General features: G+C 74.0%; 20 protein-coding genes. 7 read left to right on the top strand and 13 right to left on the bottom strand.

Going from position 1 to position 24,084, the window contains the following annotated elements:
- Positions 1–123: 123 nt before the first annotated feature.
- Complete coding sequence (locus tag AB0C76_RS19590) at positions 124–585, bottom strand: GNAT family N-acetyltransferase (RefSeq protein WP_359966593.1); 462 nt, start codon at positions 583–585, stop codon at positions 124–126.
- Positions 586–673: 88 nt separating this feature from the next.
- The gene (locus tag AB0C76_RS19585; RefSeq protein ID WP_359966590.1) at positions 674–1,465 is read right to left on the bottom strand and encodes a VOC family protein; all 792 of its coding nucleotides are present in this window, start codon (positions 1,463–1,465) and stop codon (positions 674–676) included.
- Between the two features lie 252 nt (positions 1,466–1,717).
- On the opposite strand from AB0C76_RS19585, the gene AB0C76_RS19580 reads away from it, so the two are divergent.
- The 3 genes from AB0C76_RS19580 to AB0C76_RS19570 all read left to right on the top strand — a co-directional run bounded on the left by AB0C76_RS19580 (position 1,718) and on the right by AB0C76_RS19570 (position 6,721).
- Positions 1,718–3,955: an ATP-dependent RecD-like DNA helicase gene (locus tag AB0C76_RS19580; RefSeq protein WP_359966587.1), complete on the top strand. Its 2,238-nt coding sequence runs from the start codon at positions 1,718–1,720 to the stop codon at positions 3,953–3,955.
- Positions 3,956–4,180: 225 nt separating this feature from the next.
- The gene (locus AB0C76_RS19575; RefSeq protein WP_359966584.1) at positions 4,181–5,470 is read left to right on the top strand and encodes a citrate synthase; all 1,290 of its coding nucleotides are present in this window, start codon (positions 4,181–4,183) and stop codon (positions 5,468–5,470) included.
- Positions 5,471–6,001: 531 nt separating this feature from the next.
- The gene (locus tag AB0C76_RS19570; protein ID WP_359966581.1) at positions 6,002–6,721 is read left to right on the top strand and encodes an SDR family oxidoreductase; all 720 of its coding nucleotides are present in this window, start codon (positions 6,002–6,004) and stop codon (positions 6,719–6,721) included.
- Between the two features lie 81 nt (positions 6,722–6,802).
- Here the strand turns inward: AB0C76_RS19570 and AB0C76_RS19565 are convergent, their stop codons facing one another.
- From AB0C76_RS19565 to AB0C76_RS19555, 3 genes are all read right to left on the bottom strand, one after another.
- Positions 6,803–9,100: a heavy metal translocating P-type ATPase gene (locus AB0C76_RS19565; RefSeq protein WP_359966578.1), complete on the bottom strand. Its 2,298-nt coding sequence runs from the start codon at positions 9,098–9,100 to the stop codon at positions 6,803–6,805.
- Positions 9,101–9,169: 69 nt separating this feature from the next.
- Positions 9,170–9,388, bottom strand: coding sequence for a cation transporter (locus tag AB0C76_RS19560; RefSeq protein WP_359966575.1), 219 nt, complete (start codon positions 9,386–9,388; stop codon positions 9,170–9,172).
- Between the two features lie 140 nt (positions 9,389–9,528).
- Positions 9,529–10,470, bottom strand: a complete 942-nt coding sequence (locus AB0C76_RS19555; RefSeq protein WP_359966572.1) for a PrsW family glutamic-type intramembrane protease — start codon at positions 10,468–10,470, stop codon at positions 9,529–9,531.
- 265 nt (positions 10,471–10,735) lie between these two features.
- On the opposite strand from AB0C76_RS19555, the gene AB0C76_RS19550 reads away from it, so the two are divergent.
- Positions 10,736–11,926 carry a PP2C family protein-serine/threonine phosphatase gene (locus AB0C76_RS19550; RefSeq protein ID WP_359966569.1) on the top strand — a complete coding sequence of 397 codons (1,191 nt, stop codon included), beginning with the start codon at positions 10,736–10,738 and terminating at the stop codon, positions 11,924–11,926.
- Between the two features lie 48 nt (positions 11,927–11,974).
- Here the strand turns inward: AB0C76_RS19550 and dhaL are convergent, their stop codons facing one another.
- Both dhaL and dhaK read right to left on the bottom strand, forming a co-directional pair.
- Positions 11,975–12,610 (bottom strand): dihydroxyacetone kinase subunit DhaL, encoded by a 636-nt coding sequence (gene dhaL / locus AB0C76_RS19545; protein ID WP_359966566.1) that lies wholly within the window; start codon positions 12,608–12,610, stop codon positions 11,975–11,977.
- A gap of 21 nt (positions 12,611–12,631) precedes the next feature.
- Entirely contained in the window at positions 12,632–13,627 is a 996-nt protein-coding gene (dhaK, locus tag AB0C76_RS19540) for a dihydroxyacetone kinase subunit DhaK (RefSeq protein WP_359966563.1), read from the bottom strand.
- A 207-nt stretch (positions 13,628–13,834) separates the two neighbouring features.
- Here dhaK and dhaM point away from each other — a divergent pair, with 207 nt between their 5' ends.
- Positions 13,835–14,227 (top strand): dihydroxyacetone kinase phosphoryl donor subunit DhaM, encoded by a 393-nt coding sequence (dhaM, locus tag AB0C76_RS19535; RefSeq protein WP_359966560.1) that lies wholly within the window; start codon positions 13,835–13,837, stop codon positions 14,225–14,227.
- Positions 14,228–14,237: 10 nt separating this feature from the next.
- Here dhaM and AB0C76_RS19530 read toward each other — a convergent pair whose 3' ends face one another.
- On the bottom strand, positions 14,238–15,968 hold the full coding sequence (locus AB0C76_RS19530) for a bifunctional 3'-5' exonuclease/DNA polymerase (protein WP_359966557.1): 1,731 nt from the start codon (positions 15,966–15,968) through the stop codon (positions 14,238–14,240).
- A gap of 179 nt (positions 15,969–16,147) precedes the next feature.
- Here AB0C76_RS19530 and AB0C76_RS19525 point away from each other — a divergent pair, with 179 nt between their 5' ends.
- Positions 16,148–18,172, top strand: coding sequence for a M3 family metallopeptidase (locus AB0C76_RS19525; protein ID WP_359966554.1), 2,025 nt, complete (start codon positions 16,148–16,150; stop codon positions 18,170–18,172).
- Between the two features lie 45 nt (positions 18,173–18,217).
- On the opposite strand, the gene AB0C76_RS19520 is transcribed toward AB0C76_RS19525, so the two are convergent.
- On the bottom strand, positions 18,218–19,678 hold the full coding sequence (locus AB0C76_RS19520; RefSeq protein ID WP_359966551.1) for a cellulase family glycosylhydrolase: 1,461 nt from the start codon (positions 19,676–19,678) through the stop codon (positions 18,218–18,220).
- 65 nt (positions 19,679–19,743) lie between these two features.
- Positions 19,744–20,382, bottom strand: coding sequence for a TetR family transcriptional regulator (locus AB0C76_RS19515; RefSeq protein WP_359966548.1), 639 nt, complete (start codon positions 20,380–20,382; stop codon positions 19,744–19,746).
- A 147-nt stretch (positions 20,383–20,529) separates the two neighbouring features.
- On the opposite strand from AB0C76_RS19515, the gene AB0C76_RS19510 reads away from it, so the two are divergent.
- A complete protein-coding gene (locus AB0C76_RS19510; RefSeq protein ID WP_359966545.1) occupies positions 20,530–21,753 on the top strand; it encodes an acyl-CoA dehydrogenase family protein in 1,224 nt (407 codons plus the stop codon).
- 7 nt (positions 21,754–21,760) lie between these two features.
- Here AB0C76_RS19510 and AB0C76_RS19505 read toward each other — a convergent pair whose 3' ends face one another.
- The 3 genes from AB0C76_RS19505 to AB0C76_RS19495 form a co-directional block, all read right to left on the bottom strand.
- Entirely contained in the window at positions 21,761–22,366 is a 606-nt protein-coding gene (locus tag AB0C76_RS19505; protein ID WP_359966542.1) for a hypothetical protein, read from the bottom strand.
- A gap of 145 nt (positions 22,367–22,511) precedes the next feature.
- Positions 22,512–23,348, bottom strand: coding sequence for an enoyl-CoA hydratase/isomerase family protein (locus AB0C76_RS19500; RefSeq protein ID WP_359966539.1), 837 nt, complete (start codon positions 23,346–23,348; stop codon positions 22,512–22,514).
- A 40-nt stretch (positions 23,349–23,388) separates the two neighbouring features.
- Positions 23,389–24,078 carry a TetR family transcriptional regulator gene (locus tag AB0C76_RS19495; RefSeq protein WP_359966536.1) on the bottom strand — a complete coding sequence of 230 codons (690 nt, stop codon included), beginning with the start codon at positions 24,076–24,078 and terminating at the stop codon, positions 23,389–23,391.
- Positions 24,079–24,084: the final 6 nt, after the last annotated feature.

Genomic DNA, 24,084 nt, shown 5'->3' with positions numbered 1-24,084 from the left:
CAGGGGGGACCCTGTGGGAGAGTAGGACGCCGCCGAACAATTCTTCTGAATGAACCCCCATCCGGTTTCCGGATGGGGGTTCTTCGCGTTTCCGGGCTGTTCTCGGATTTCGGACCTCGGACGTCAGAGCTGGTATTTGAAGCCGTAGTGCGACCGTACGAAGCCGAGCCGCTCGTAGAACCGGTGGGCGTCGGCGCGGGTGGCGTCCGAGGTGAGCTGGACGAGGTCGGCGCCGAGCTCGCGGGAGCGCTGGATCGCCCACTCGATCAGTTCGGTGCCGAGCCCGCTGCCGCGCTCGTCGGCGTGGATGCGGACGCCCTCGACGATCGCGCGGGTGGAGCCCTTCCGGGAGAGGCCCGGGATGAGCGTCAGCTGCAGCGTGCCGACGGCTCGGCCGGCGCGTTCGGCGACGACCAAGTGCTGGTTCGGGTCCTCGGCGATGCGGGCGAGGGCGGTGCGGTACGGGGTCAGGTCGTCGGGGCTCTCGCGCGTCGCACCCAGCGGGTCGTCGGCGAGCATCGCCACGATCGACGGCAGGTCGGCCTCCGTCACCCGGCGGATCGTCAGAACGGTCGTCTCGGTCATGATCAGAGAATAGGGGCCCAGATCTCCCGCACCACCCCCATCTACGCCCGTAGCACCCCTTCACGGCCCTTCTCGGGGTGATTCCGCGTCACTCGCCGGGCTTGGCGCTGGTGATGACGGCGAACACGGCGCCGTGCGGGTCCTGCAGCTGTGCGAGCCTGCCGACGCCGTGCACGTCCATGGCGGGGATCCGGACCGTCGCGCCGAGGGCGGTCGCGATCGCGAGGCCGGCGTCGACGTTGGGGACCTCGAAGTAGGGGAGCCAGTGGGACGAGGTGCCCCGGGCGGTGTGCTCGGGGCCGAGCTGCATGATGCCGCCGTGGGCGTCGTCGGTGCCGCCGCCTGCCGGGGTGAGGACGGTGTAGAGCGCCTCGCCGAACGGGACGTCCTGCTCCTGCCAGTCGAAGACCGCGCGGTAGAAGGACTTCGCGCGTTCGGCGTCGACGCTGTAGCACTCCGTCCAGCAGAGGCTGCCCTCCTCGGTGACCACGTCGAGGCCGCGGGTGTCGTGCGGCTGCCAGACGGCGAAGTCGGCACCGGTCGGGTCGGTGTAGCCGGCCATCCGGCCCGCGGTGAAGACGTCGAAGGGCGCGAACCGGACGCGTCCGCCGGCCTGTCGGACGAGTTCGGTGGTGCGGTCGGCGTCTGGGGTCGCGAAGTACACCGTCCACGTGGGCAGCGAGCCCTCCTCGACGAGCGGGCCGAAGGCGGCGACCGTCCGGCCGTCGAGCCGGAAGAAGCCGTAGCCGCCGGACTCGGGTCCGGCGGAGTCGCCGGACCAGCCGAACAGGGCGGTGTAGAAGTCCGCGGAGGCCCGGATGTCGGGGCTGCCGAGGTCGAGCCAGATCGGGGCGCCGGGCCGGTAGTCGGTGGTGAGCATGGCGGCACTGCTCCTCGGACGGGGTCCGTGCGGGCACGGGTGCGGTCGGTGGCCCCCCGCCCCTCCCAGCCTGGCACCTGCACCGGTGGGCCGCACGGCAGGCGGTCGCTGCCGTGACGGGCCGTGACCGGGGCGGGTGGAGGGCGGTCGGAGGCCGGAGGGGCGCGGTCCGGGAGCGGTCCGGAGGTGTCCGACCGGGGCGGTACGGTGCGTAGCGCAATGGTCCGCCCGTACCGGTCGAAGGGGGTCCCGGTGGCCAGGCAGTCGCAGGCGGGACAGGAACCCGCGCAGCGCCAGCTCGCCCAGGTGGAGGGGGTGCTGGAGCGGATCACGTACGCCAACGAGGAGACCGGGTACACGGTGGCCCGGGTGGACACCGGTCGCGGCGCGAACGACCTGCTGACCGTCGTGGGGGCGCTGCTGGGCGCGCAGGTCGGGGAGTCGCTGCGGCTGCACGGACGGTGGGGCTCGCACCCGCAGTACGGGCGGCAGTTCACGGTGGAGAACTACACGACGGTGCTGCCGGCCACGATCCAGGGGATCCAGCGGTACCTGGGGTCGGGGCTGATCAAGGGGATCGGTCCGCGGTTCGCCGAGCGGATCGTGGAGCGGTTCGGGGTGGACACCCTGGAGGTGATCGAGAACGAGCCGGGCCGGCTGATCGAGGTGCCGGGCCTGGGCCCGAAGCGGACGAAGAAGATCGCGGCGGCGTGGGAGGAGCAGAAGGCCATCAAGGAGGTGATGGTCTTCCTCCAGGGGGTGGGGGTGTCGACCTCGCTGGCCGTGCGCATCTACAAGCAGTACGGCGACGGCTCGATCGGGGTGGTGCGCAACGAGCCGTACCGGCTGGCCTCGGACGTGTGGGGCATCGGTTTCCTGACGGCGGACCGGATCGCGCAGGCGGTGGGGATCCCGCACGACAGCCCGGAGCGGGTGAAGGCGGGGCTGCAGTACGCGCTGTCGCAGAGCACCGACCAGGGGCACTGCTACCTGCCGGAGGAGCGGCTGATCGCGGACGGCGTGAAGCTGCTCCAGGTGGACGTGGGGCTGGTGATCGACTGCCTCGCGGAGCTGGTGGCGCTGGAGGGCGTGGTGCGCGAGTCGGTGCCGGGGGAGGGCGGCGAGCCGATCACCGCGGTGTACCTGGTGCCGTTCCACCGGGCGGAGATCTCGCTGGCCAACCAGGTGCTGCGGCTGCTGCGTTCGGACGCGGACCGGATGCCCTGGTTCGCGGGGGTGGACTGGCCGGTGGCGCTGGAGTGGCTGGCCAAGCGGACGGGGGCGGAGCTGGCGCCGGAGCAGGAGCAGGCGGTGCGGCTGGCGCTGACGGAGAAGGTCGCGGTGCTGACGGGCGGTCCGGGCTGCGGCAAGTCGTTCACCGTGAAGTCGATCGTGACGCTGGCGCTGGCGAAGCGGGCGAAGGTGGTGCTGGCGGCGCCGACCGGCCGGGCGGCGAAGCGGCTCGCGGAGCTGACCGGGGCGGAGGCGTCGACGGTGCACCGGCTGCTGGAGCTGAAGCCGGGAGGGGACGCCGCGTACGACCGGGACCGGCCGCTGGAGGCGGACCTGGTGGTGGTCGACGAGGCCTCCATGCTGGACCTGATCCTGGCGAACAAGCTGGTCAAAGCGGTGCCGCCGGGGGCGCACCTGCTGTTCGTCGGCGACGTGGACCAGCTGCCGTCGGTCGGCGCGGGCGAGGTGCTGCGGGACCTTTTGGCGGAGGGCGGCCCGGTCCCGTCGGTGCGGCTCACCCGGATCTTCCGGCAGGCGCAGCAGTCGGGCGTGGTGACGAACGCGCACCGGATCAACGAGGGCAGGCCGCCGTTGACGGACGGTCTGCCGGACTTCTTCCTGTTCGCGGAGGACGACGCGGAGCGGGCGGCGGGTCTGACGGTGGACGTGGTGGCGCGGCGGATCCCGCAGAGGTTCGGGTTCGATCCGCGGCGGGACGTCCAGGTGCTGGCGCCGATGCACCGGGGGCCGGCCGGCGCGGGGAACCTGAACACGCTGTTGCAGGCGGCGGTGACACCGGCCAGGGAGGGGGCGGCGGAGCGGCGGTTCGGCGGGCGGACGTTCCGGGTGGGGGACAAGGTCACGCAGGTGCGCAACAACTACGACAAGGGGCGGAACGGGGTCTTCAACGGCACAGTGGGAGTGGTGACCGCCCTCAGCGTGGACGACCAGCGGCTGACGGTGCTCACCGACGAGGACGAGGAGGTGCCCTACGACTTCGACGAGCTGGACGAGCTGGCCCACGCGTACGCGGTGACGATCCACCGTTCGCAGGGCAGCGAGTATCCGGTGGTGGTGATTCCGGTCACCATGTCCGCCTGGACGATGCTCCAGCGAAACCTCTTGTACACCGCCGTGACCAGGGCACGGAAACTCGTCGTGCTGGTGGGGTCACGGAAGGCGATCGCGCAGGCCGTCAGGGCCGTCAGCGCAGGTCGGAGGCATGCCGCGCTCGATCATCGACTTGCCACTGGATGATTATCCAACAGGATGGTTGCCTCTAATGTTCTCTTGACGTGAAGAGATTTACGGCAGAGCCTAGGATGGCGCCGATCTTGTCCGGTTCGTACCGGCTGCGGCGGCAGGTTTTGTAGGGGAGGGCCCTTTCGGGCCACCCCGGGTGCGCGGCTGTCCTCCGGATGGGGGATGGTAGAGACAGTCAGGGCACCTTGGAAGAGGATTCATTTCGTCGGTGAGGAAGACGTGAGCGACAACTCGGTAGTACTGCGGTACCAGGACGGCGAGTACGAGTACCCCGTCGTCGAGAGCACTGCGGGCAACGCCGGCTTCGACATCTCGAAGCTGCTCCCGCAGACCGGCCTGGTCACCCTGGACAACGGCTTCGGCAACACCGCCGCCTACAAGTCCGCGATCACCTTCGTGGACGGCGACAACGGCATCCTGCGGTACCGCGGCTACCCGATCGAGCAGCTCGCAGCGCAGGGCGGCTTCGTCGAGACCGCGTACCTCCTGATCAACGGCGAGCTGCCGAACGCGGACCAGCTCTCCGAGTTCAACCGCGAGATCACCCAGCACACGCTCCTGCACGAGGACGTCAAGCGGTTCTTCCAGGGCTTCCCGCGCGACGCCCACCCGATGGCCATGCTGTCCTCGGTGGTCGGTGCGCTCTCCACGTTCTACCCGGAGAGCCACAACCCGTTCGACGCGGGCCAGCGCCACCTGTCGACCGTGCGCCTGCTGGCCAAGCTGCCCACCATCGCGGCCTACGCCTACAAGAAGTCGATGGGCCAGCCCTTCGTCTACCCGCGCAACGACCTGAGCTACGTCGAGAACTTCCTCCGGATGACCTTCGCGGTCCCGGCCGAGGACTACGAGCTCAACCCGGTCATCGTGAACGCGCTGGACAAGCTGCTCATCCTGCACGCGGACCACGAGCAGAACTGCTCCACCTCCACCGTGCGCCTGGTCGGCTCCAGCCACGCCAACCTGTTCGCGTCGATCTCGGCCGGCATCTCGGCGCTCTGGGGCCCGCTGCACGGCGGCGCCAACCAGGCCGTGCTGGAGATGCTGGAGAGCATCCAGAAGGACGGCGGCGACGTCGACGCCTTCATCACGAAGGTCAAGAACCGCGAGGCCGGCGTCAAGCTGATGGGCTTCGGCCACCGCGTCTACAAGGCCTTCGACCCGCGCGCCGCGCAGGTCAAGCTGCTGGCGCACGAGGTCCTCGGCCAGCTGGGCAAGCAGGACCAGCTGCTGGAGATCGCGCTCAAGCTGGAGGAGCACGCGCTCAAGGACGACTTCTTCGTCTCGCGCAAGCTCTACCCGAACGTGGACTTCTACACGGGCCTGATCTACCGCGCCATGGGCTTCCCGACCAGCATGTTCACCGTGCTGTTCGCCCTGGGCCGGCTGCCCGGCTGGATCGCCCACTGGCACGAGATGATCAACGACCCGACGAGCCGCATCGGCCGTCCGCGTCAGATCTACACCGGCACCGCCATCCGCGACTACGTCGCCCTCGGCGAGCGCTGACGCAGAACCCCGAAGGGCCCGGCCGCACGCGTGCGGCCGGGCCCTCGTGCGTCCCCGCGCGGTGGAGCCGTGCGGATCGTTCCCGCGGGGACGGGATCGTACGGCGCACGACTCCGGGGCCGGCCGCAGCCCGGGACGGCCGCTCAAAGCGTCCCTGGCCCGCCACAACCCCGGCGCCGTGCGCGAAGGCCGTCGATTCGACGGCCGACCCGGGGCCCGCCGGAGCCCCGTCGGCGGCAGCGGAGGCACGGGGACGCGTTGCCGTTCGTCGCGTCTCCGTCCCTCGGAAAACTGCCGCACTACCAACCTAAGACGTATCAGGGTGCGAGAAGTTACGCCCGGGGGGTGTGAGCTGCCTCTCGCCACGCTCCGTGTGCGCGTCGTCCCGGGCCCATACCACACGTTCCGGCGCGGGCGACGTCACCCTCCCCGCAGTCACGGCAACCGAGCGTGATAGGAATCGTGGCATTCCGGTACGGACCGTCCCGCACCCTCGCAGCGTGGCGGCGGAACTGGGGAGGGAGCGCGCAGATGGCCAGGAACGTCGTAGTCACCGGCGGTGGCACGGGAATCGGGTTCGAAGTGGCGCGGCGGTTCGCCGAGGCGGGCGAACGGGTCGTGATCGTCGGCCGCCGCCGGGCGGTGCTGGAGAAGGCCGCGGCCGAGCTCGGGCCGAACGTCACCCCGCTGGTCTGCGACCTCGCCGACCCGGACGCGGTCGAGGCCGCGCTCGCCGAACTGCCCGAGCGCGTCGATGTGCTGGTGAACAACGCGGGCAGCCGCGAGACGGTGATCGGCGGCGGCCCGCACGCGCTGCTGGCCCGCTGGCGCGGCGACTTCGAGCGCAACGTGCTGACGGTGGTGCTGCTCACCGAGTCGATCCGCGACCGGCTCACCCCGGGCTCCGGCCGGGTCGTCACGATCAGCTCGATCGCCGCCCTGCGCGGGGCCGGCTCCTACGGCGCGGCGAAGGCCTCGCTGCACGCCTGGAACCACTTCCTGGCCGCCCAGTTGGGCACCTCGGGCATCACCGCGAACATCGTCGCCCCGGGCACGGTGGCGGGCACCGAGTTCTTCGGGCCGCGGCTGGACGAGGCCGAGGTGGCCCGCCGTGCGGCGCGCACGCTGCTCGGCCGGATCGGGGAGACGGGGGAGGTCGCGGGGGCCGTGTACTTCCTCGCCTCGCCCGAGGCCGGGTTCATCACCGGCGAGATCCTGCACTGCAACGGCGGCGAGCTGCTCGGGCGTTGAGTCCGGACGGCGGCGGGCCCGGACCGGTTTCGACCGGTCCGGGCCCGCGATCGTTGCGGGACGGCCGTCAGGAGGCGGCCGTCAGGAGGCGGCCTCGAAGCGGCGCAGCCGGAGGCTGTTGGTGACGACGAAGACCGAGGAGAAGGCCATCGTCGCCCCGGCGATCATCGGGTTGAGCAGCCCGGCGGCGGCCAGCGGGATCGCGGCGACGTTGTAGCCGAAGGCCCAGCAGAGGTTGCCCCGGATGGTGCCGAGCGTCCGGCGGGAGAGCCGGATGGCGTCGGCGGCGGAGCGCAGGTCGGCGCGGACCAGGGTGAGGTCGCTCGCCTCGATGGCGGCGTCGGTGCCGGTGCCCATGGCGAGGCCGAGGTCGGCCCGGGCGAGCGCGGCGGCGTCGTTGACGCCGTCGCCGACCATGGCGACCGAGCGGCCCTCGGCCTGGAGGCGTTCGACGACGGCGACCTTCTCCTCGGGCAGGACGCCGGCGATCACGTCCTCGGGCGCGATGCCGACCTCGGCGGCGACGGCCTCGGCCACGGCCCGGTGGTCACCGGTCAGCAGGACCGGGCGCAGGCCGAGCGCGCGCAGTTCGGCGACGGCCCGGGCGCTGGTCGGCCGGACGGCGTCGGCGACCTCCAGGACGGCCCGGGCCTCGCCGTCCCAGCCGACCGCGATCGCCGTCCGGCCGGCCGCCTCGGCGGTCCGCTTGGCCGCGGCCAGGCGTTCGGGCAGGGGCTGGGCGTGCTCCGCGAGGAGTTCCTCCCGGCCGGCGACCACGGCGTGGCCGTCGACGACGCCCCGGACGCCGAGCCCGGGGACGCTCTCGAACCCGTCGACGGGCGGCAGCCCGCCGGTCCGCTCGGCCGCGGCGGTGGCGATGGCGGCGGCGACCGGGTGCTCGGAGGCGTGCTCCACGGCGCCGGCGAGGCGCAGGGCCTCGGCCTCGGTGACGCCGTCGGCGGTGTGGACGGCGAGCAGGGTCATCCGGCCGGTGGTGACGGTGCCGGTCTTGTCGAGGACGATGGTGTCGACCTTGCGGGTCGTTTCCAGCACCTCCGGGCCCTTGATCAGGATGCCGAGCTGGGCGCCGCGTCCGGTGCCGACCATGAGGGCGGTCGGGGTGGCGAGGCCGAGGGCGCACGGGCAGGCGATGATCAGCACGGCGACGGCGGAGGTGAACGCCGCGGTCGGGCTGTCGGTGGCCAGGAGCCGGCCGACCAGGGCGGCGAGCGCGATCAGCACGACGACCGGGACGAAGACGGCGGAGATCCGGTCGGCGAGGCGCTGGGCGGCGGCCTTGCCGTTCTGGGCGTCCTCGACGAGCCTGGCCATGCGGGCGAGGCGGGTGTCCGCGCCGACCCGGGTGGCCTCGACGACGAGGCGGCCGCCCGCGTTGACGGTGGCACCGGTGACGGCGTCGCCGGCGGCGACCTCCACCGGGACGGACTCGCCGGTGAGCATCGAGGCGTCCACGGCGGAGGTGCCCTCGACCACGACGCCGTCGGTGGCGATCTTCTCGCCCGGGCGGACCACGAACCGGGTGCCGACGGTCAGCCGGTCCACCGGGAGGCGCACCTCGCGTCCTGCCTGGAGCACCGCCACGTCCCGGGCGCCCAGGTCCAGCAGGGCGTGCAGGGCGGCGCCGGCCCGGCGCCTGGAGCGGGCCTCCAGGTGGCGGCCGAGCAGGATCAGCACGGTGACGGCGGCGGCCGTCTCCAGGTAGAGCGTGGACGAGGCGTCGGTGTCGCCGACCGTCAGCGCGAACGGGTGGCGCATCCCCGGTGCCCCGGCGTGGCCCCAGAACAGCGCCCAGAACGACCAGCCGAAGGCGGCCAGGGTGCCGAGCGACACGAGGGTGTCCATCGTCGCGGCGCCGTGCTTGAGGTTCGTCCAGGCGGCGCGGTGGAACGGGAGGCCGCCGTACACGACGACCGGGCCGGTGAGGGCGAAGGCCAGCCACTGCCAGTTGGCGAACTGCAGGGCCGGGACCATCGACAGCAGCACCACGGGGATGCTGAGGACGGTGCTGATCCGCAGCCGGTCGAGCAGCGGGTCGGCGGGCGGCTCCGGCGTGGCGGCCCCGGCCGGCTCGGGCGCGGCGACCGCCGGGGGCGCCGGGAGTTCGGCGGTGTAGCCGGTGCGCTCCACCGTGGCGATCAGGTCCTCGACCGAGACGCCGGGGCCGTAGTCGATCCGGGCCTTCTCGGTGGCGAAGTTGACGGTGGCCTCGACGCCGTCCATCCGGTTGAGCTTCTTCTCGACCCGGGCCGCGCACGCGGCGCAGGTCATCCCGCCGATCGACAGCTCGACCCGGTCCGGGGCGTGCTCCCGGCCCCCCGTGCCGGTGGCGCCCTCGATCCCGGGTGCCGTCGTACTCATGCTGCTCCTAGGGACGGTGTGGCGTGGGGCGTCCGGCGGGCCCGCTTTCCGGGGCCCGCCGGACGGGGCTCAGGCGGTGCGGCCGACCAGCTCGTAGCCGGCCTCGTCGACGGCCGCGCGGACCTGCTCGTCGTCCAACGGGGTGGCGGAGGAGACGGTCACGGTGCCGGCCTTGGCGTCGGCGGCCACCTCGGTGACACCGGCCAGGGCGGACAGCTCCTCGCTGATCGCGTTCTCGCAGTGGCCGCAGCTCATGCCGGTGACGGTGTAGGTGATGGTGCTGGACATCCGGGCCTCCGGGAGGTCTGTGCGGCCCCGGGCGGCGCCCGGGTTCTCATGCTCATCACACCATACCCCTGCGGGGTATTCCGTGGAGGGGTGCGGTGATGCGGATCGCACCGTCGTCCGGGCGGTTCACGGCGGGGCGCTCACGCCGGGGCGGACGGGAACTGGGCCGGGATCGGCGCCGTCCGGTCCCGGCGGGCCAGCACCCTCAGCCACAGCAGTCCACCCAAGGAGACCACGACCAGGCCGGCCGTGTCGTAGAAGGTGTAGAGGTGGACCTGTTCGGTGGTCGGGTCCGGCATGTGGCCGAGGTCGAACAGGGCGCGCTGCCAGTCGCTCGTGGTGCTCCTCGCGACCAGCCAGACGGCGATCCCGCCCATGCTGTCCCAGAGCGCGTGCAGCAGCGATACGCCCAGGTAGGTGGCGACGACGGGGGTGGTGACGCGGAAGCGGCCGGCGCGCCGCTCGCGGAACAGCACCCCGCCGGCGATCGCCGTCCACAGGATGTGGCCGACCGGTGCCACCAGTCCGCGCAGGATCTCCGTCTCGACGAGGTCCCTGAGGGAGAGCCCCTGGACGCTCAGTACGGCGTTGAACGCGTAGCCGGCGCTCTCGAAGGCCGCGAAGCCCGCGCCGACCGTCGCGCCCAGCACCAGCCCGTACCGCAGGCCGCTCACCCGCAGTCGCCGGCAGACCAGGACCAGCGCGCCGAGCTTGACCGCCTCCTCGATCAGCCCGACGCCCACGTACATCCACACCGACGGCGAGAGCAGGTACGTCTCCAGGACGGAGGCGCCGAGGACGCCGATGATGCCGCCGACGCCGAAGCAGGCCAGGATCCGGTCCGGGCCGAGGTCGGCCGCGTGGCGCTCGTAGGCCCGGACGACCACGGTGGCCGGCACGAGGAAGCTGCCGAGCAGCACGATCGTCGGGACGAGGTTGCTGTCGGCCGTGAAGAACGTGACGACGACCGTCGCGACCCACAGGGCCGAACCGGCGAGGAGGACCCGTGGCCACTGGACCGGCTGCGCCGCCGGGCCGGTCCGGCGGTCGTAGATGCGCGAGGTGTTGCGGTACCCGGACACCGGTCATGGCCTCCATCTGCGTGGCTGGTCTGGTCGGTTGCTCGCGCAGCCGCTCGCTCGGCTGCCGTGGTCGCACTGTATGACAAATGGGGTGTTTCGGTACGGTTCGCCCTTGTCCGGAAGGGTCTGGAAGGGCGTGGAAGGGGTTCGGAAGGGTCCGCGGAGGACCCGTGCGGGGTGGTCGGCCGGGCCGTCGCGGACCGAGGGTGTCCCCGGCCGAAGCCGGGGGAGGGTGGACGCCTGGATCGTCCGATATGTTCGATATGTGTTCCCGATCCGCCGCGCCCAGTCGCCCGCGGCCCCCACGGCCGCCGGGCTGCCACCGGACCGGCAGCGCGACGCCCTGCTGGCCACGGACCTCCAGGACGTCCCGTTCTGGCGGCGGGCCACCCCGGCGCTCGCCGCGATCGTCGTGGTCGGGCTGGCCGACCTGCTCTCCGGCAAGGACCGCTACCTCGCGCCGCTGATGACCGTCGTCCCGGTGATCGCCGCGCTGACGCTCAGGCCCGGCGAGCTGTTCGCGGTCTGCGCGGTCGGGCTGCTCGCGGTGTTCGGGCTCAGCCGCTACGACGAGGTCGTCAACATCAACGACGCGCGGTTCGTCTACGGGGCGATGCTCACCTACATCGTGCTGACCCTCTTCTCCGCCTGGGTCGCCAGGATCAGGATGCGGCGCGCGGCGGCGTTCGCGGCCGTCAGCTCCGTGGCGGAGGCCGCCCAGCGGGCGATCCTGCGGCTGCCGGGGCCGGTCGTCGGACCGCTGCGGCTCGCCGTGCGGTACGTGTCGGCGGCGGACGCCTCGCGCATCGGCGGGGACCTCTACTCGGTGCTGGAGACCCCGCACGGCACCCGGGTCGCGGTCGGGGACGTTCGGGGCAAGGGGCTCGGGGCCGTGCAGACGGCGGCGGTCGTGCTCGGTGCGTTCCGCGAGGCCGCGTACGACGAGACCGGGCTGCGGGGCGTCGCGGCGCGGGTCGAGGCGAGCGTCGAGCGGCACGTGCCGGACGGGGAGTTCACGACGGCGCTGTTCGTGGAGTTCCGCACGGCGGGGGTGATCGAACTGCTGCAGTACGGGCACGTGCCGCCGATCCGGGTCGACGGGGAGGGCAAGGCGCAGGTGCTGGACTCGCCGGACCCGTGGGTGCCGCTCGGGCTCGGGCGGCTCGCGGCGGGGGAGCCGGTCAGCTGGGAGCAGGACTTCGGGGTGGACGACGTCCTCGTGCTCTACACGGACGGGGTGATCGAAGCCCGGCACCGCACGAGCGGGGAGTTCTATCCACTGGCGGAGCGGGTCGGGGAGCTGGTGCGGGGGGCCGCTCGCTCGGCGGGGGAGCTGGAGGCGGCGGTGGAGCGGGTGTACGGGGATCTGCTGGCGCACACGGGCGGCAAGCTCGGCGACGACGCCCTGCTGTTGTTGATCACTCGGACGGATGACCAGGCGGCGGAGGGGACGTGACGGGCAGGGGCGTGACGGCCGGGGACCCGCCGTCACGCCCCCGCCCGGCTAGCCCGCCGTGACGTCGGCCAGGGTGCGGAAGATCAGGGCCGTCGAGGTGGCGCCCGGGTCCTGGTGGCCCTTGCTGCGTTCGCCCAGGTAGGAGGCGCGGCCCTTGCGGGCTTGCAGGGGGGTCGTGTCGCGGGCGCCCTGTTCGGCGGCGTCGGCCGCCGCCGCGGCGGCCTCGGGGAGGCCGGCGCCCGCAGCGGCGGCGGTGCGGAAGGCGGCCACGGCCGGGGTGTACGCGTCGACGATGGTCTTGTCGCCGGGTTCGGCCTTGCCGAGGGCACGGACGGCGTCGAGGCCGGCCGAGAGGGCCTCGGCGAGGGCGGCCGGGCCCGCCGGTGCGGGCAGGGCGGCGCCGATCGCGCGGAAGGCCTTGCCGTACAGCGGGCCGGAGGCGCCGCCGACCTTGGAGATCAGCGTGGTGCCGGTCCTGGCGAGCACCGCGCCGGGGCCGGCCGGCTGGAGGCCGTCGGGTGCGGCCAGGGCGGCCAGGGCGGCGGCGAATCCGCGCTGGAGGTTGCTGCCGTGGTCGCCGTCGCCGATCGCGGAGTCCAGCTCGGTGAGCCGGCCCTGCTCCTTCTCGACGGCGGCGGCGATCGCGCGGATCCAGGTCTCGGCCAGCGGGGTGTCGAAGTCCACGTGCGTCTCCTCGCTCAGGGCTCAGGCCCGCTTGAGGGCGGGGGTGTCGACGGGGGCGTCCCAGAGGTCCAGCAGCTGTTCGTCCGCCTTGGTGAGGGTGAGCGAGAAGCCCGCCATGTCGAGGCTGGTGACGTAGTTGCCGACGAGGCTGCGGGCCACCGTGATGCCGCGCTCGGCGAGCCGGGTGGCGACTTCGCCGTAGACGACGTACAGCTCCAGCAGCGGGGTGCCGCCCAGGCCGTTGAGGAGGGCGATGACCTCGTCGCCGGGGGCGAGGTGGTGGTCGGCGAGGATCGTCTCGACGACCTCGGCGGCCAGGTCGCGGGCCGGGCGCAGCTTCTCGCGTCGGCGGCCGGGTTCGCCGTGGATGCCGACGCCGACCTCGATCTCGTCCTCCGGCAGGTCGAAGCCGGGTTTGCCGGCGGCGGGGACGGTGGCCGCGGTGAGCGCGATCGCGAAGGAGCGGGAGGCGGCGTTGACGCGCTCGCCGAGGGCGGCGACGTCGTCGAGCGGGGCGCCGCGTTCGGCGAGGGCGCCGGCGATCTTCTCGACGATGACGGTCGCGCCGGTGCCGCGGCGCCCGGCCGTCCAGGTGGAGTCCTCGACCGCGACGTCGTCGTCGACCAGGACGGTGCGGACCTCGACGCCCTCCTCGGCGGCGAGTTCGGCGGCGAGCTCGAAGTTCATGACGTCGCCGGTGTAGTTCTTGACGACGAGGACGACGCCCGCGCCGGAGTCGACGGCCTTGACCGCGGCCAGCACCTGGTCGGGCACGGGGGAGGTGAACACCTCGCCGGGGCAGGCGGCGTCGAGCATGCCGGGGCCGACGTAGCCGGCGTGCAGCGGCTCGTGCCCGGAGCCGCCGCCGGAGACCAGCGCGACCTTCGGCGCGCCGGGGCGGGCGGCCCGGGTGACCACGCGGTTGGCGACGTCCACCGTCAATTCGGGGTGGGCGGCGGCGAATCCGGTCAGTGCGTCCTCCAGGACGCTCTCCGGGGTGTTGATCAGCTTCTTCAACGCTCTTCGCTCCCTCGGTCAGGACGCTGCTGCCGTGATTGCTGTCGCCCCCGACGCTATGCCAGCCGGGGGCGCGGCGGCACGGGATACGACACGGGCGGTCCCCGTCGCCCACCCGGAGCGCTTCCGGAGCGGCTCCTGGAGCGGCCTGCGGCGCGGCTTCCGGCGCGGCTTCCGGCGCGGCGCGGCGGGTCGTAGGGTCGGGGCATGACCGAACACGTGGGTATCGTCCTCGTCTCGCACAGCGCCCAACTCGCCGCCGGGCTGCGGGAGCTGCTCGGCGAACTGGCCCCGGACGGGGTGCGGGTGGTGGTCGCCGCCGGGACGGAGGACGGCGGGCTCGGCACCAGCTACGACCTGATCGCCCGGGCCGTCGGCGAGGCGGACGGCGGGGCGGGCGTGGTCGTGCTCCCCGACCTCGGCAGCTCGGTGCTGACCGCGGTGACCGTGCTGGAGGACGCGCCGCGGCCGGGCGTGCGGCTGGTGGACGCGCCGTTCGTGGAGGGCGCGGTGGCCGCCGCGGTGACCGCCTCGACCGGGGCGGGGCTGGCCGAGGTGGTCGCGGCGGCCGAGGAGGCGCGCGCCTTCCGCAAGCTGTGACGGCCGGCCGCTACTTCGCGTCCGCGTAGCAGTCGACGACGGCGGTGGTGAGCGGGAAGCGGACCGGGGTGTCGCCGAAGACCAGCAGCCGGGCCTCGTCGGCGGCCTCGGCGACGGCGGCGGCGACCTCGTCGGCGAGGTTGGCCGGGGTGTGCACGATGACCTCGTCGTGCTGGAAGAACACCAGGTGCGGGCGGTCCTCCGGGACGGCCGCGGGCAGGGCGTGCAGCCGCCGGCGCAGCGCCGCGAGCAGGGCGAGGGCCCAGTCGGCGGCGCTGGCCTGGATGACGAAGTTGCGGGTGAAGCGGCCGCGGGCGCGGGCCCAGCGGCCGCCGGCCTCGGCGGCGGTGTCGGGCGCCTCGGTGAGGTCGAGGAAGTCGGCGGAGGCGGGCGGGCAGGCCCGGCCGAGCCGGGAGACGACCACGCCGCCGTCCTCGCCGGTGCGGGCGGCGGCCTCGACGTAGCCCATCGCGGCGGGGTAGCGGTGGCGCAGGGTGTTGAGGAGCGGGCCGATGTCGCCGCTGGTCTGCCCGTACATGGCGCCGAGCAGGCCGAGTTTGGCCTTGTCGCGGTCGCCGCGGAAGGCGCTGGCGGCGAGGGCCTCGTAGAGGTCGCCGCCGGCCGCGGTGCGGGCGAGGCCGGCGTCCTGGGAGAGCGCGGCGAGCACCCGCGGCTCCAGTTGGGCGGCGTCGGCGACGACGAGCAGCCAGCCGGGGTCGGCGACGACGGCGCGGCGCAGGATGCGCGGGATCTGCAGGGCGCCGCCGCCGCGGCTGGCCCAGCGGCCGGAGACGACGCCGCCGACGACGTACTCGGGCCGGAACCGGCCGCCGCGGGCCCAGGCGTCCTGCCAGGCCCAGCCGTGGGCGGCGTGGATCCGGGCGAGCTCCTTGTAGCGGATGAGCAACTGCGCGGCCGGGTGGTCGACGCGCTTGAGCTCCCAGGAGCGGGTGGAACTCAGCTGGATGCCCCGGTCGGCGAAGGCGCGCAGCACCTGGGTGTGCGAGTCGGGGTTGAACGGGCGCCCGCCGAGGGACCGCTGGAGTTCGGCGGCGAGGTCGGCGAGCAGTTTGGGCTGGGCCCCGGGCACGGTGGGACGGGGGCCGAGGAGTTCGGTGAGCAGGGCGTCGTGGACGTCGGCGCGCCAGGGCAGTCCGTCGTGGGCCATCTCGGCGGCGACCAGGGAACCGGCGGACTCGGCGGCGACCAGCACGCGGAAGCGGTGCCGGGCGGCCGGGTCGGTGATCGCGGCGATCCGGCGCTGCTGTTCGGCGTGGACGGCGACGACGGCGGCCAGCGGGTCGGCGCCGGGCGGCAGTTGGAGCCGGTCGGGGGCGAAGAGGGTGTCCTGGCCGTCGTCCGTCTCGGCGGAGCCCGGCTCGGGCAGGTCGTCCGGGACGGGCAGGCCGCGCAGCCGGGACCAGGCGGCGCCGAGCGAGCGGGGCGCGCCGAAGCGGCCCTCGTGGGCGAGCAGGAGGGCCTCGACGAGCCGCAGGTCGTGGCAGCGGCCGAGCCGGTCGGGCAGCCGGGGCAGCAGCGGGGCGTAGGCGCTGTCGGCGGCGGCCCAGACCCAGCGGGGCCCCGGCTGACGATCGCCTCCGGCGGCCTCCCGGGCGGCGACCGCGGCGGCGAGGTCGGGGACGGTCTCGGGCGGCCCGAGCGGGGTGCCGGCGTCGTCGAGCGGCTGGAGACGGCCGCCGGGGCCGTGCGGGTCGGGGACCAGGGCGGTTCTGGGGGCCACGGGGGCTCCTCCTCTCGGGGCGCGCGGGCGGCTCTCGGTGTCGGGAGCGGTGCTGGTGTACAGGTCCGGGTACGTGTGTGCGGACCTGCGGGGGTCCGAGGACGACGGTAGCCGGTGGGTACGACAACGCGGGCAGGCGCGCGTAGGCAGCGCGCGGGACACGGCGTATGGTCCGTGCAATGACCGAGAACCCGTTCTTCAAGCCCAGCACCCTGGTCTTCGAACTGCCGCCCTTCGCCGAGATCCGTGCGGAGCACTACCTGCCGGCCTACGAGCGCGGGATGGCCGAGCAGCTGGCCGAGATCGCCGCGATCACGGCCGATCCGCAGCCGCCGACCTTCGCCAACACGCTGGTGGCCCTGGAGCGTTCCGGCGAGGTGCTGCGCCGGGTGGAGGCGGTCTTCCGCAACCAGGTGTCGGTGGACACCAGCGATGTCGTCGACGAGGTGGACGCGAAGGTGAGCCCGCTGCTGGCCGCGCACCACGACGCGATCCACCTGGACCGGGCCCTGTTCGCCCGGATCGAGGACCTGTACGGGCGCCGGGCCGAGCTCGGCCTGGACCCGGAGTCGCTGCGGCTGCTGGAGCGCCGGCACACCGCGTTCGTCCGCTCCGGCGCCCGGCTCGGCGCGGCCGAGCAGGAGCGGCTGCGCGAGCTGAACGCCGAACTCGCCGCCCTCGCAACGACCTTCCAGCAGAACGTGAACGCCGCCACCAAGGCCGCCGCGCTGGTCCTGGACTCCGCCGACGAGCTCGACGGCCTGTCCGCCGACGCCGTCGCCGCGGCCGCCGAGAACGCCCGGGTGCTCGGCCACGACGGGAAGTACGTGCTGAGCCTGCGCAGCACCTCGGGCCAGCCCGAACTGGCGCTGCTGACCGACCGGTCGGTGCGCGAGCGCCTGCTCGCCGCCTCGCTCGGCCGGGCCGCGGACGTCAACGGCCCGATCGCGATCCGGATGGCCGGGCTGCGCGCCGAGCGGGCCGGACTGCTCGGCCACTCGACCCACGCCGCGTACGTCGTGGCCGACGAGACCGCGGGTTCGGTCGAGGCGGTGGCCGGCCTGTTGTCGCGCCTGGTGGAGCCGGCGGTGGCGATCGCCCGCCGGGAGGCCGCCGAACTGGCGCAGGCGGCCGCGGCGGACGGGATCGAGGAGCTCGCCGCGCACGACTGGGCGTACTACTCGGAGAAGGTCAGGCAGGACTCGTACCACGTCGACGCGGCCGCGCTGCGCCCGTACTTCGAGCTGGAGCGGGTGCTGCACGACGGCGTGTTCTTCGCCGCCGGGCTCGCGTACGGGCTGAGCTTCACCGAGCGGCCGGACCTGACGGCCTACCACCCGGACGCCCGGGTCTTCGAGGTCGCGGAGGAGGACGGCACCCGGCTGGGCCTGTTCGTCGGCGACTTCCACGCGCGCGCGTCCAAGCGCGGCGGCGCGTGGATGGACGAGCTGGTGTCGCAGTCCGCGCTGACCGGCCGGCGGGCCGTGGTGATGAACAACCTGAACGTCCCGAAGCCGGCACCGGGCGAGCCGGTGCTGCTGACCTGGGACGAGGTGCGCGTCCTCTTCCACGAGTTCGGGCACGCGCTGCACGGGCTGTTCTCGGACGTGCGCTACCCGCTGTTCGCGGGCACGGCGGTGCCCCGGGACTTCGTCGAGTTCCCGTCGCAGGTCAACGAGATGTGGATGGTCCGGCCTGAGGTGCTGGCCAACTACGCCCGCCACCACGTGACGGGGGAGCCGCTGCCGGCCGAGCTGGTCGAGCGGATGGCCGCGGCCGAGGGCTTCGGCCAGGGCTTCCGGACGGTGGAGTACCTGGCGGCGACGCTGCTGGACTGGGCCTGGCACACCCTGCCGCGGGGCCGGGAGGTCGCCGACGCCGAGGAGTTCGAGGCGCGGGCGCTGGAGGAGGCCGGGATCGCGGTGCCGGCGATCCCGCCGCGCTACCGGTCGGCCTACTTCCAGCACGTCTTCTCGGGCGGTTACAGCGCCGGCTACTACGCGTACATCTGGTCCGAGGTGCTGGACGCGGACACCGTGCGGTGGTTCGGCGAGAACGGCCGCTCGGTGCGGGAGAGCGGCGAGGTGTTCCGGCGCGAGCTGCTGTCGCGCGGGTTCAGCCGCGACCCGCTGGAGTCGTTCCGCGCGGTGGTCGGGCGGGCGCCGGAGACCGGGCCGCTGCTGGCGCGCCGGGGGCTGGCCTGATCACCCCGGTCGCCCCGGTCGCCCCGGTCGCCCCGGTCGCCCCGGTCACTTCGGGGTGAGCGTGACCGTCACCGGGGTGCCCGGGCGTGCGTGCGGGAGCCGGATCCGGACGGTGCCCGCGTGCCCGTCCGAGGGCTGGCGGACTTCGACCCGCGCGCCGGCGGGCGAGACGGTGACCTGCGCGCCGCGTGGGAACGCGGCGGGCGGCAGGACGAGTTCGCTGCCGCGCCCGGTGCCGTCGGCGGCCCAGCGGACGGTGTCCGGGCCGGTGCGCACGTCCGTCCCGGCGACGGCCGCCGGGTACGGGCCGAACGCGGGCCCGTCGCCGGGGGCGGGCCGCCCGGCCGGGTCGAGCGCGCAGTAGCCGCCGGTGCCGCGGCACCAGTACCACATCGTCCAGCCCCCGGCGAAGCCGTCCATCGCCGCGACCTGCTCCCGGACCAGCCGGGTGTTGCCCGGCGTGCGGGAGTCGGGCGGGCCCCACTCGCCGACCAGGACGGGCAGCCGGTGGGCGGCCGGGTAGGCGGTGATCGCGGCGGTGTAGTGCTCGACGAAGCCGTCGGACGGGTCCCAGTCGGCGCCGTTCTCGACGGCGGTGTCGTAGAAGTGCGGCGCGTAGCCGAGCCGGGGCGCGCCGGGCCGGGGGTCGTCGAAGCCGGGCAGTCGGGTGGGCACGCCCTGGCCGACCAGGACGGTCGGTTCGACGAACAGCCAGGCCCGGCGGTCGGCCCGGCGGACGGCGGCGATCAGGCGGCGGTACATGTCGGCGAGGCGGCCCTGTTCGAGGGCGGCGGAGGCGGCGGCGAGGACGGCCGGGTCGGTGGGGTCGCCGTCCACCGGGCCGAAGGGCTCGTTGAACAGGTCGTAGCCCAGCAGCGAGCGGTGGCCGCGCAGTTCGCGGGCGAGCCGGGCGTAGAAGTCGGCCTGCCAGGCGCGCAGGTCGCGGTCGTCGTAGAGGTGGCGGAAGGCGGCCTGGACGGCGGGCTGGAAGTAGCCGGCGAACCAGTCGTTCGGATCGGGGGTGAACGGCAGGCCGTCGTCCCGGGTGGCCCAGCGCGGGATCCCGCGGTCGCCGCCGCCGAACGCCGGCCCGTAGACGTCCTGGTGGAAGTCGACGAGGGCGAGCACGCCGTACCGGTCGGCCCAGCCGAGGAGCCGCTGGAGGCGGTCCAGCTCGGCCGGGTCCAGGTGGCCGCGCTCGGGCTCCAGCCGGTTCCAGGAGACCGCCACGCGGACCAGCGTGAAGCCCTGGGCCGCGATCGACCTGACGTCCGCCTCGGTGGCCTCGGCGTACTTGTCGAGGTTGAAGCCCCGCAGCTGGATCCGGCGGCCCTGGGCGTCGGTGAGCGCGGTGCGGCCGTCCGGGCCGGTGGCGGTGCCGGTCGGGAAGCGGGTTGTCGTGGCAGCCGTGGCCGCGGCGGCCCCACCGGCGGACGCGCCGGGGGCGTCGGCCAGGACGGCGGCGCCGGCGAGCAGCAGGGCAACGGCGGTGCGGCGCAGGCGCATTCGGACCTCGCACGGCGGTGGGTGGGGCCCGATGATGCCCGCGGTGCCGGGGCCGGCACAAGGGTTCAGACGGCGCCGTTCGCCTCGGTGGGTTCGGCGGGCGCGGCCGGCAGGACGGCGGTCGGCAGGTCCGCGGCGGCGGCGAGGCGGCCCCAGAGCAGGTCGGCGAGGGCCTGGACCATGCGGGTGCGCGAGCAGGGCTTGGACTCCAGCCACCAGTCGCCGGCCGCCAGCACCATGCCGGTGATGCCCCGGCCCCAGGCCTCGGCGAGCAGGTCGCGGTCGGCGCCGAGGTCGACCTGGCTCTGCACGGCCCGGGTGATCTCCTCGGCGATCTGCCGCAGCGCGGGGGCGAGCGCGTTGCCCGCGCCGGTCGGGTCGCCGGGCTCGGGGTGGGTGAGCAGCCGGTAGACCTGCGGGCGGGCCTCGATGCCGGCCAGATAGGTGTCCAGGACGTGCTCGACCCGGTCGCGGCGCTCCAGCGGCTCGGCGAGTGCGGCCCGCACGGCGGCCAGGAGACCGCCGGTGTGGCGCTCGGTCAGGGCCCGGATGAGGCCGTTCCGGTCGCCGAAGTGCCGGTAGAGGATCGGCTTGGTGATGCCGGCCTCGGCGGCGATGGCGTTCATGCTCGCGGCCGGGCCCTCGCGCTGGATGACCCGGTCGGCGGCGTTGAGCAGCTGCTCGCGGCGGGGCTCTCGGGACATGCGCTGCTCCTCGGGTCGGGTGGGCCGGCGCGGGGGCGCCGGGCGGTGCGGGGCGTTGACACCGGTTACCAATCAGTAGCAGACTCCGACGATGTTACCCGAGGTAACACCCCGGTCGGCCGTACCCCTTCTTCGGAGGCAAGCACCATGAGCAGCACGTTCTCGATGGATCCGGGTGCGGACCAGCTCGCCGTGCGCGACTGGCTGCACGGCTTCGCCGCCGATGTCGTGCGGCCCGCCGCGGCCGAGTGGGACGAGCGCGAGGAGACTCCCTGGCCGGTCATCCAGGAGGCCGCCAAGCTCGGCATCTACTCGCTCGACTTCTACGCCCAGCAGTACTTCGACCCCTCCGGCGTCGGCATCCCGATCGTCATGGAGGAGCTGTTCTGGGGCGACGCGGGCATCGGCCTGTCCATCGTCGGCACCACGCTGGCCGCCGTCGCCGTGCTGGCCAACGGCACCGACGAGCAGATCGGCACCTGGACGCCGCAGATGTTCGGTACCCCCGACGACGTCAAGGTGGCCGCGTTCTGCTCCTCCGAGCCGGACGCCGGCTCCGACGTCTCCGCGCTGCGCACCCGGGCCGTCTACGACGAGGCCAAGGACGAGTGGGTGCTCAACGGCACCAAGACCTGGGCCACCAACGGCGGGATCGCCGCCGTCCACGTGGTCGTCGCCACCGTCGACGCGGAGCTCGGTGCCCGCGGCCAGGCCTCCTTCGTCGTCCCGCCGGGCACCCCCGGGCTGAGCCAGGGTCAGAAGTTCAAGAAGCACGGCATCCGCGCCTCGCACACCGCCGAGGTCGTCCTGGACGGCGTGCGGGTGCCCGGCAGCTGCCTGCTCGGCGGCAAGGAGAAGCTGGACGAGCGGTTGGCCCGGGCCCGCGAGGGCGTGCGCAGGAGCGGCCGGGGCAACGCGGCCATGGCCACCTTCGAGGCCTCCCGCCCGGCCGTCGGCGCTCAGGCGATCGGCATCGCGCGGGCCGCGTACGAGGTCGCGCTGGACTACGCGAAGACGCGCGAGCAGTTCGGCCGCCCGATCATCGACAACCAGGGCGTCGCCTTCCAGCTGGCCGACATGCGGACCCGGATCGACGCCGCACGGCTCCTCGTGTGGCGGGCCTCCTGGATGGCCGCCAACAACCGGCCGTTCACCGCGGCCGAGGGCTCGATGTCCAAGCTGTACGCGGGCGAGACGGCCAAGTGGGTCACCGCGCAGGCGATGCAGATCCTCGGCGGCAACGGCTTCACCCGGGAGTACCCGGTGGAGCGGATGCACCGGGACAGCGCGATCTACTCGATCTTCGAGGGGACCAGCGAGATCCAGCGGCTGGTGATCGCCCGCGCGATCTCGGGGATGCCGATCCGCTAGACGGGCCTCAACGGGCCAGCCAGAACACGAGCCCGGCGCTGAGGGCGCCCACCACCGTGCCGACGACGGTCTGCGCGGTGGTGTGGTCCCGCAGCACCGTCCGGGACCAGCCGACGACGGCGACCAGCGGGGAGAGCGCGAGCCACCACGGGCCGAGCGCGATCGCCAGGCAGACCACCGCGCCGCTGGTGACGGCGGTGTGCACGGAGACCTTCCACCACACGGTGATCACCAGGATCGGGATCAGCGACGCGAACATCGCGGCCACCAGGGCGGTCAGGTCGGCCGGGGCGTCGAGCCACAGCATCACCGCGAAGGCGATCGCGACCGAGCCCATGATGAACGGCAGGACCGTCAGCCGGCTCTGCCGGTGGCCCACGTGCCGGTCCCCGACGGTGCCCCGGCGCATGGCGCGCCGGATGAACAGGGTCGGGATCACGGCCGCGAACAGCGCGGCGAAGGCCGCCCAGGCGATGCCCCGCCAGCCGTAGCGCAGGCCGCCGAGCAGCGGCAGCAGCACGATGATCACGTTCTTCGGCTCGACGCCGTCGGTGATCCGCCGGGCCCAGAGCGTGCGGGGGGCGGGGGCGGGGGCGGTCGAGGCTTCGGTCATCGGGGTCGCTGCTCCGGGATCGGTCTGGGCGGCCTGGGCGGCCTGGGGCGGTCGGGCCGGACGATCGTACGTGCGCGCGGCCGCCGGCCCGCGGTCGGGCGGGTCGGACCGGGTGCTCGGAAACGGGCGGGTCGGACCGGGCCGGTCAGAACCGGGCCGGGCGGCCCTCCAGGAACGCGGCCAGCCCCTCGTGCACGTCCGAGGCCTCCCGTGAGCGCCGCTCCCACGGCTCCAGCGCCTCCGCCGCCCGCTCCTCCGGGACGGCCAGGGCGGCCTTCACCGCGCCGATCGTCTGCGGCGAGCGCCGGGTCAGCAGCCGGGCGAACTCCAGCGCGGCGGCGTCCAGTTCGGCGTCCGGCAGGACCCGCTCGGCGAGGCCGAGCACGAACGCGTCCCGGCCCCGCACCAACTCGCCGGAGAACAACAGGTACTTGGCACGCGCCGGGCCGACCAGCCGGGCCAGCCGCAGGGTCGGCACCGCCGGGTAGACCACGCCGAGCTTGGCCGGGGTGATCCCGAGCCGGGCGTCCTCGGCGACGAACCGCAGGTCGCACGCGACGGCCAGCTGGCAGCCGCCGCCGACGCAGGCGCCCCGGACGGCGGCGATCGTCGGGTGCGGGAAGGCGGCCAGCGCCTCCTCGGCGGCGACGTTGACCGCGTGGTAGGCGTCCGCGCGCTCCGGATCGCCGTACACCTCGGCGAGTTCGGCGATGTCCGCGCCCGCGCTGAAGGTGCCGCCGGCGCCGGTCAGCAGCAGGGCGCGGACGCCCGCGTGCTCGGCGAGCTCCCGCAGCACCTCGGGCAGCGCCCGCCAGATCGCCAGGGTGACCGCGTTGCGCCGGTGCGGGCGGGCGAACTCCAGCACCGCGACGCCGTCCTCGCCGAGGTGGGCGTGCAGCCCGTCGGCACGGGCGGGCAGGGTGGTGCGCCCCCGCGTCAGCAGCGACTGGTCCGCGCGGTCCCTGTGGTCCGTGGGGTTCATGCGGGCGGCACCTCCGGGGTCTCGTGGTGCGCCCACTGTCTCAGGCGGCGCCGGCGCAGTAGTCGCCGAGGCCCCGCTCGACGAGGGCGAACGCGCGGCGGGCGCGGTCGAGGGCGGCGGGCAGGGCCTCGGCGGCGCGCTCGCCGGCCAGCATGCGGAGCTGGTTCTCGGTGGTCAGGGTCAGTCGGACGGCCAGCAGTTGGGCCCCGGCGACCCGGGCGGTGAGCTCGTCGTGGGCCGGGTCCTGGGCGAGCAGCTCGGCGGTGAGCAGCGCCTGGGCCTCGCGGCCGAAGCCGGCGGTGGCGCGCGTCGCGAGGGCCGGGGTGCCGTGCACCAGCCGGACCACGTCGAGCACGACCTGGTCGTCGTTGAGGCCGGTGGCCGGGTCGAGCCGTTCCAGTGCGGCCAGGAAGTGGTCGCGCAGGGCCGTCACCGCCGAGGCGCCCGGGGCGCGGTCGCGCACCACCCGGGCCGGCTCGTCGAGGTGCTGCTCCATCGGGCCCATGACCAGGTCTTCCTTGGTGGGGAAGTAGTTGAAGACGGTCATCTTGGACACCTCGGCGGCGGCCGCGATCTCGGCCACCGACACCTGGTCGAAGCCGCGTTCGGCGAACAGGCCGACGGCCGCGCGGAAGATCCGGATGCCGGTCTGGATCTTCTTGCGCTCGCGCAGCGGGAGCGCGTCGAGGTCGCGGTCGGGGCCGAGGTCCAAGCCGTGGTTCGTCGCCATGGCCAG

This window comes from Kitasatospora sp. NPDC048722 (assembly GCF_040650235.1).
Classification (GTDB): Bacteria; Actinomycetota; Actinomycetes; order Streptomycetales; family Streptomycetaceae; genus Kitasatospora.
The sequence above is the reverse complement of the archived record's forward strand: the minus strand, read 5'-3'. Positions and strand labels throughout refer to the sequence as shown.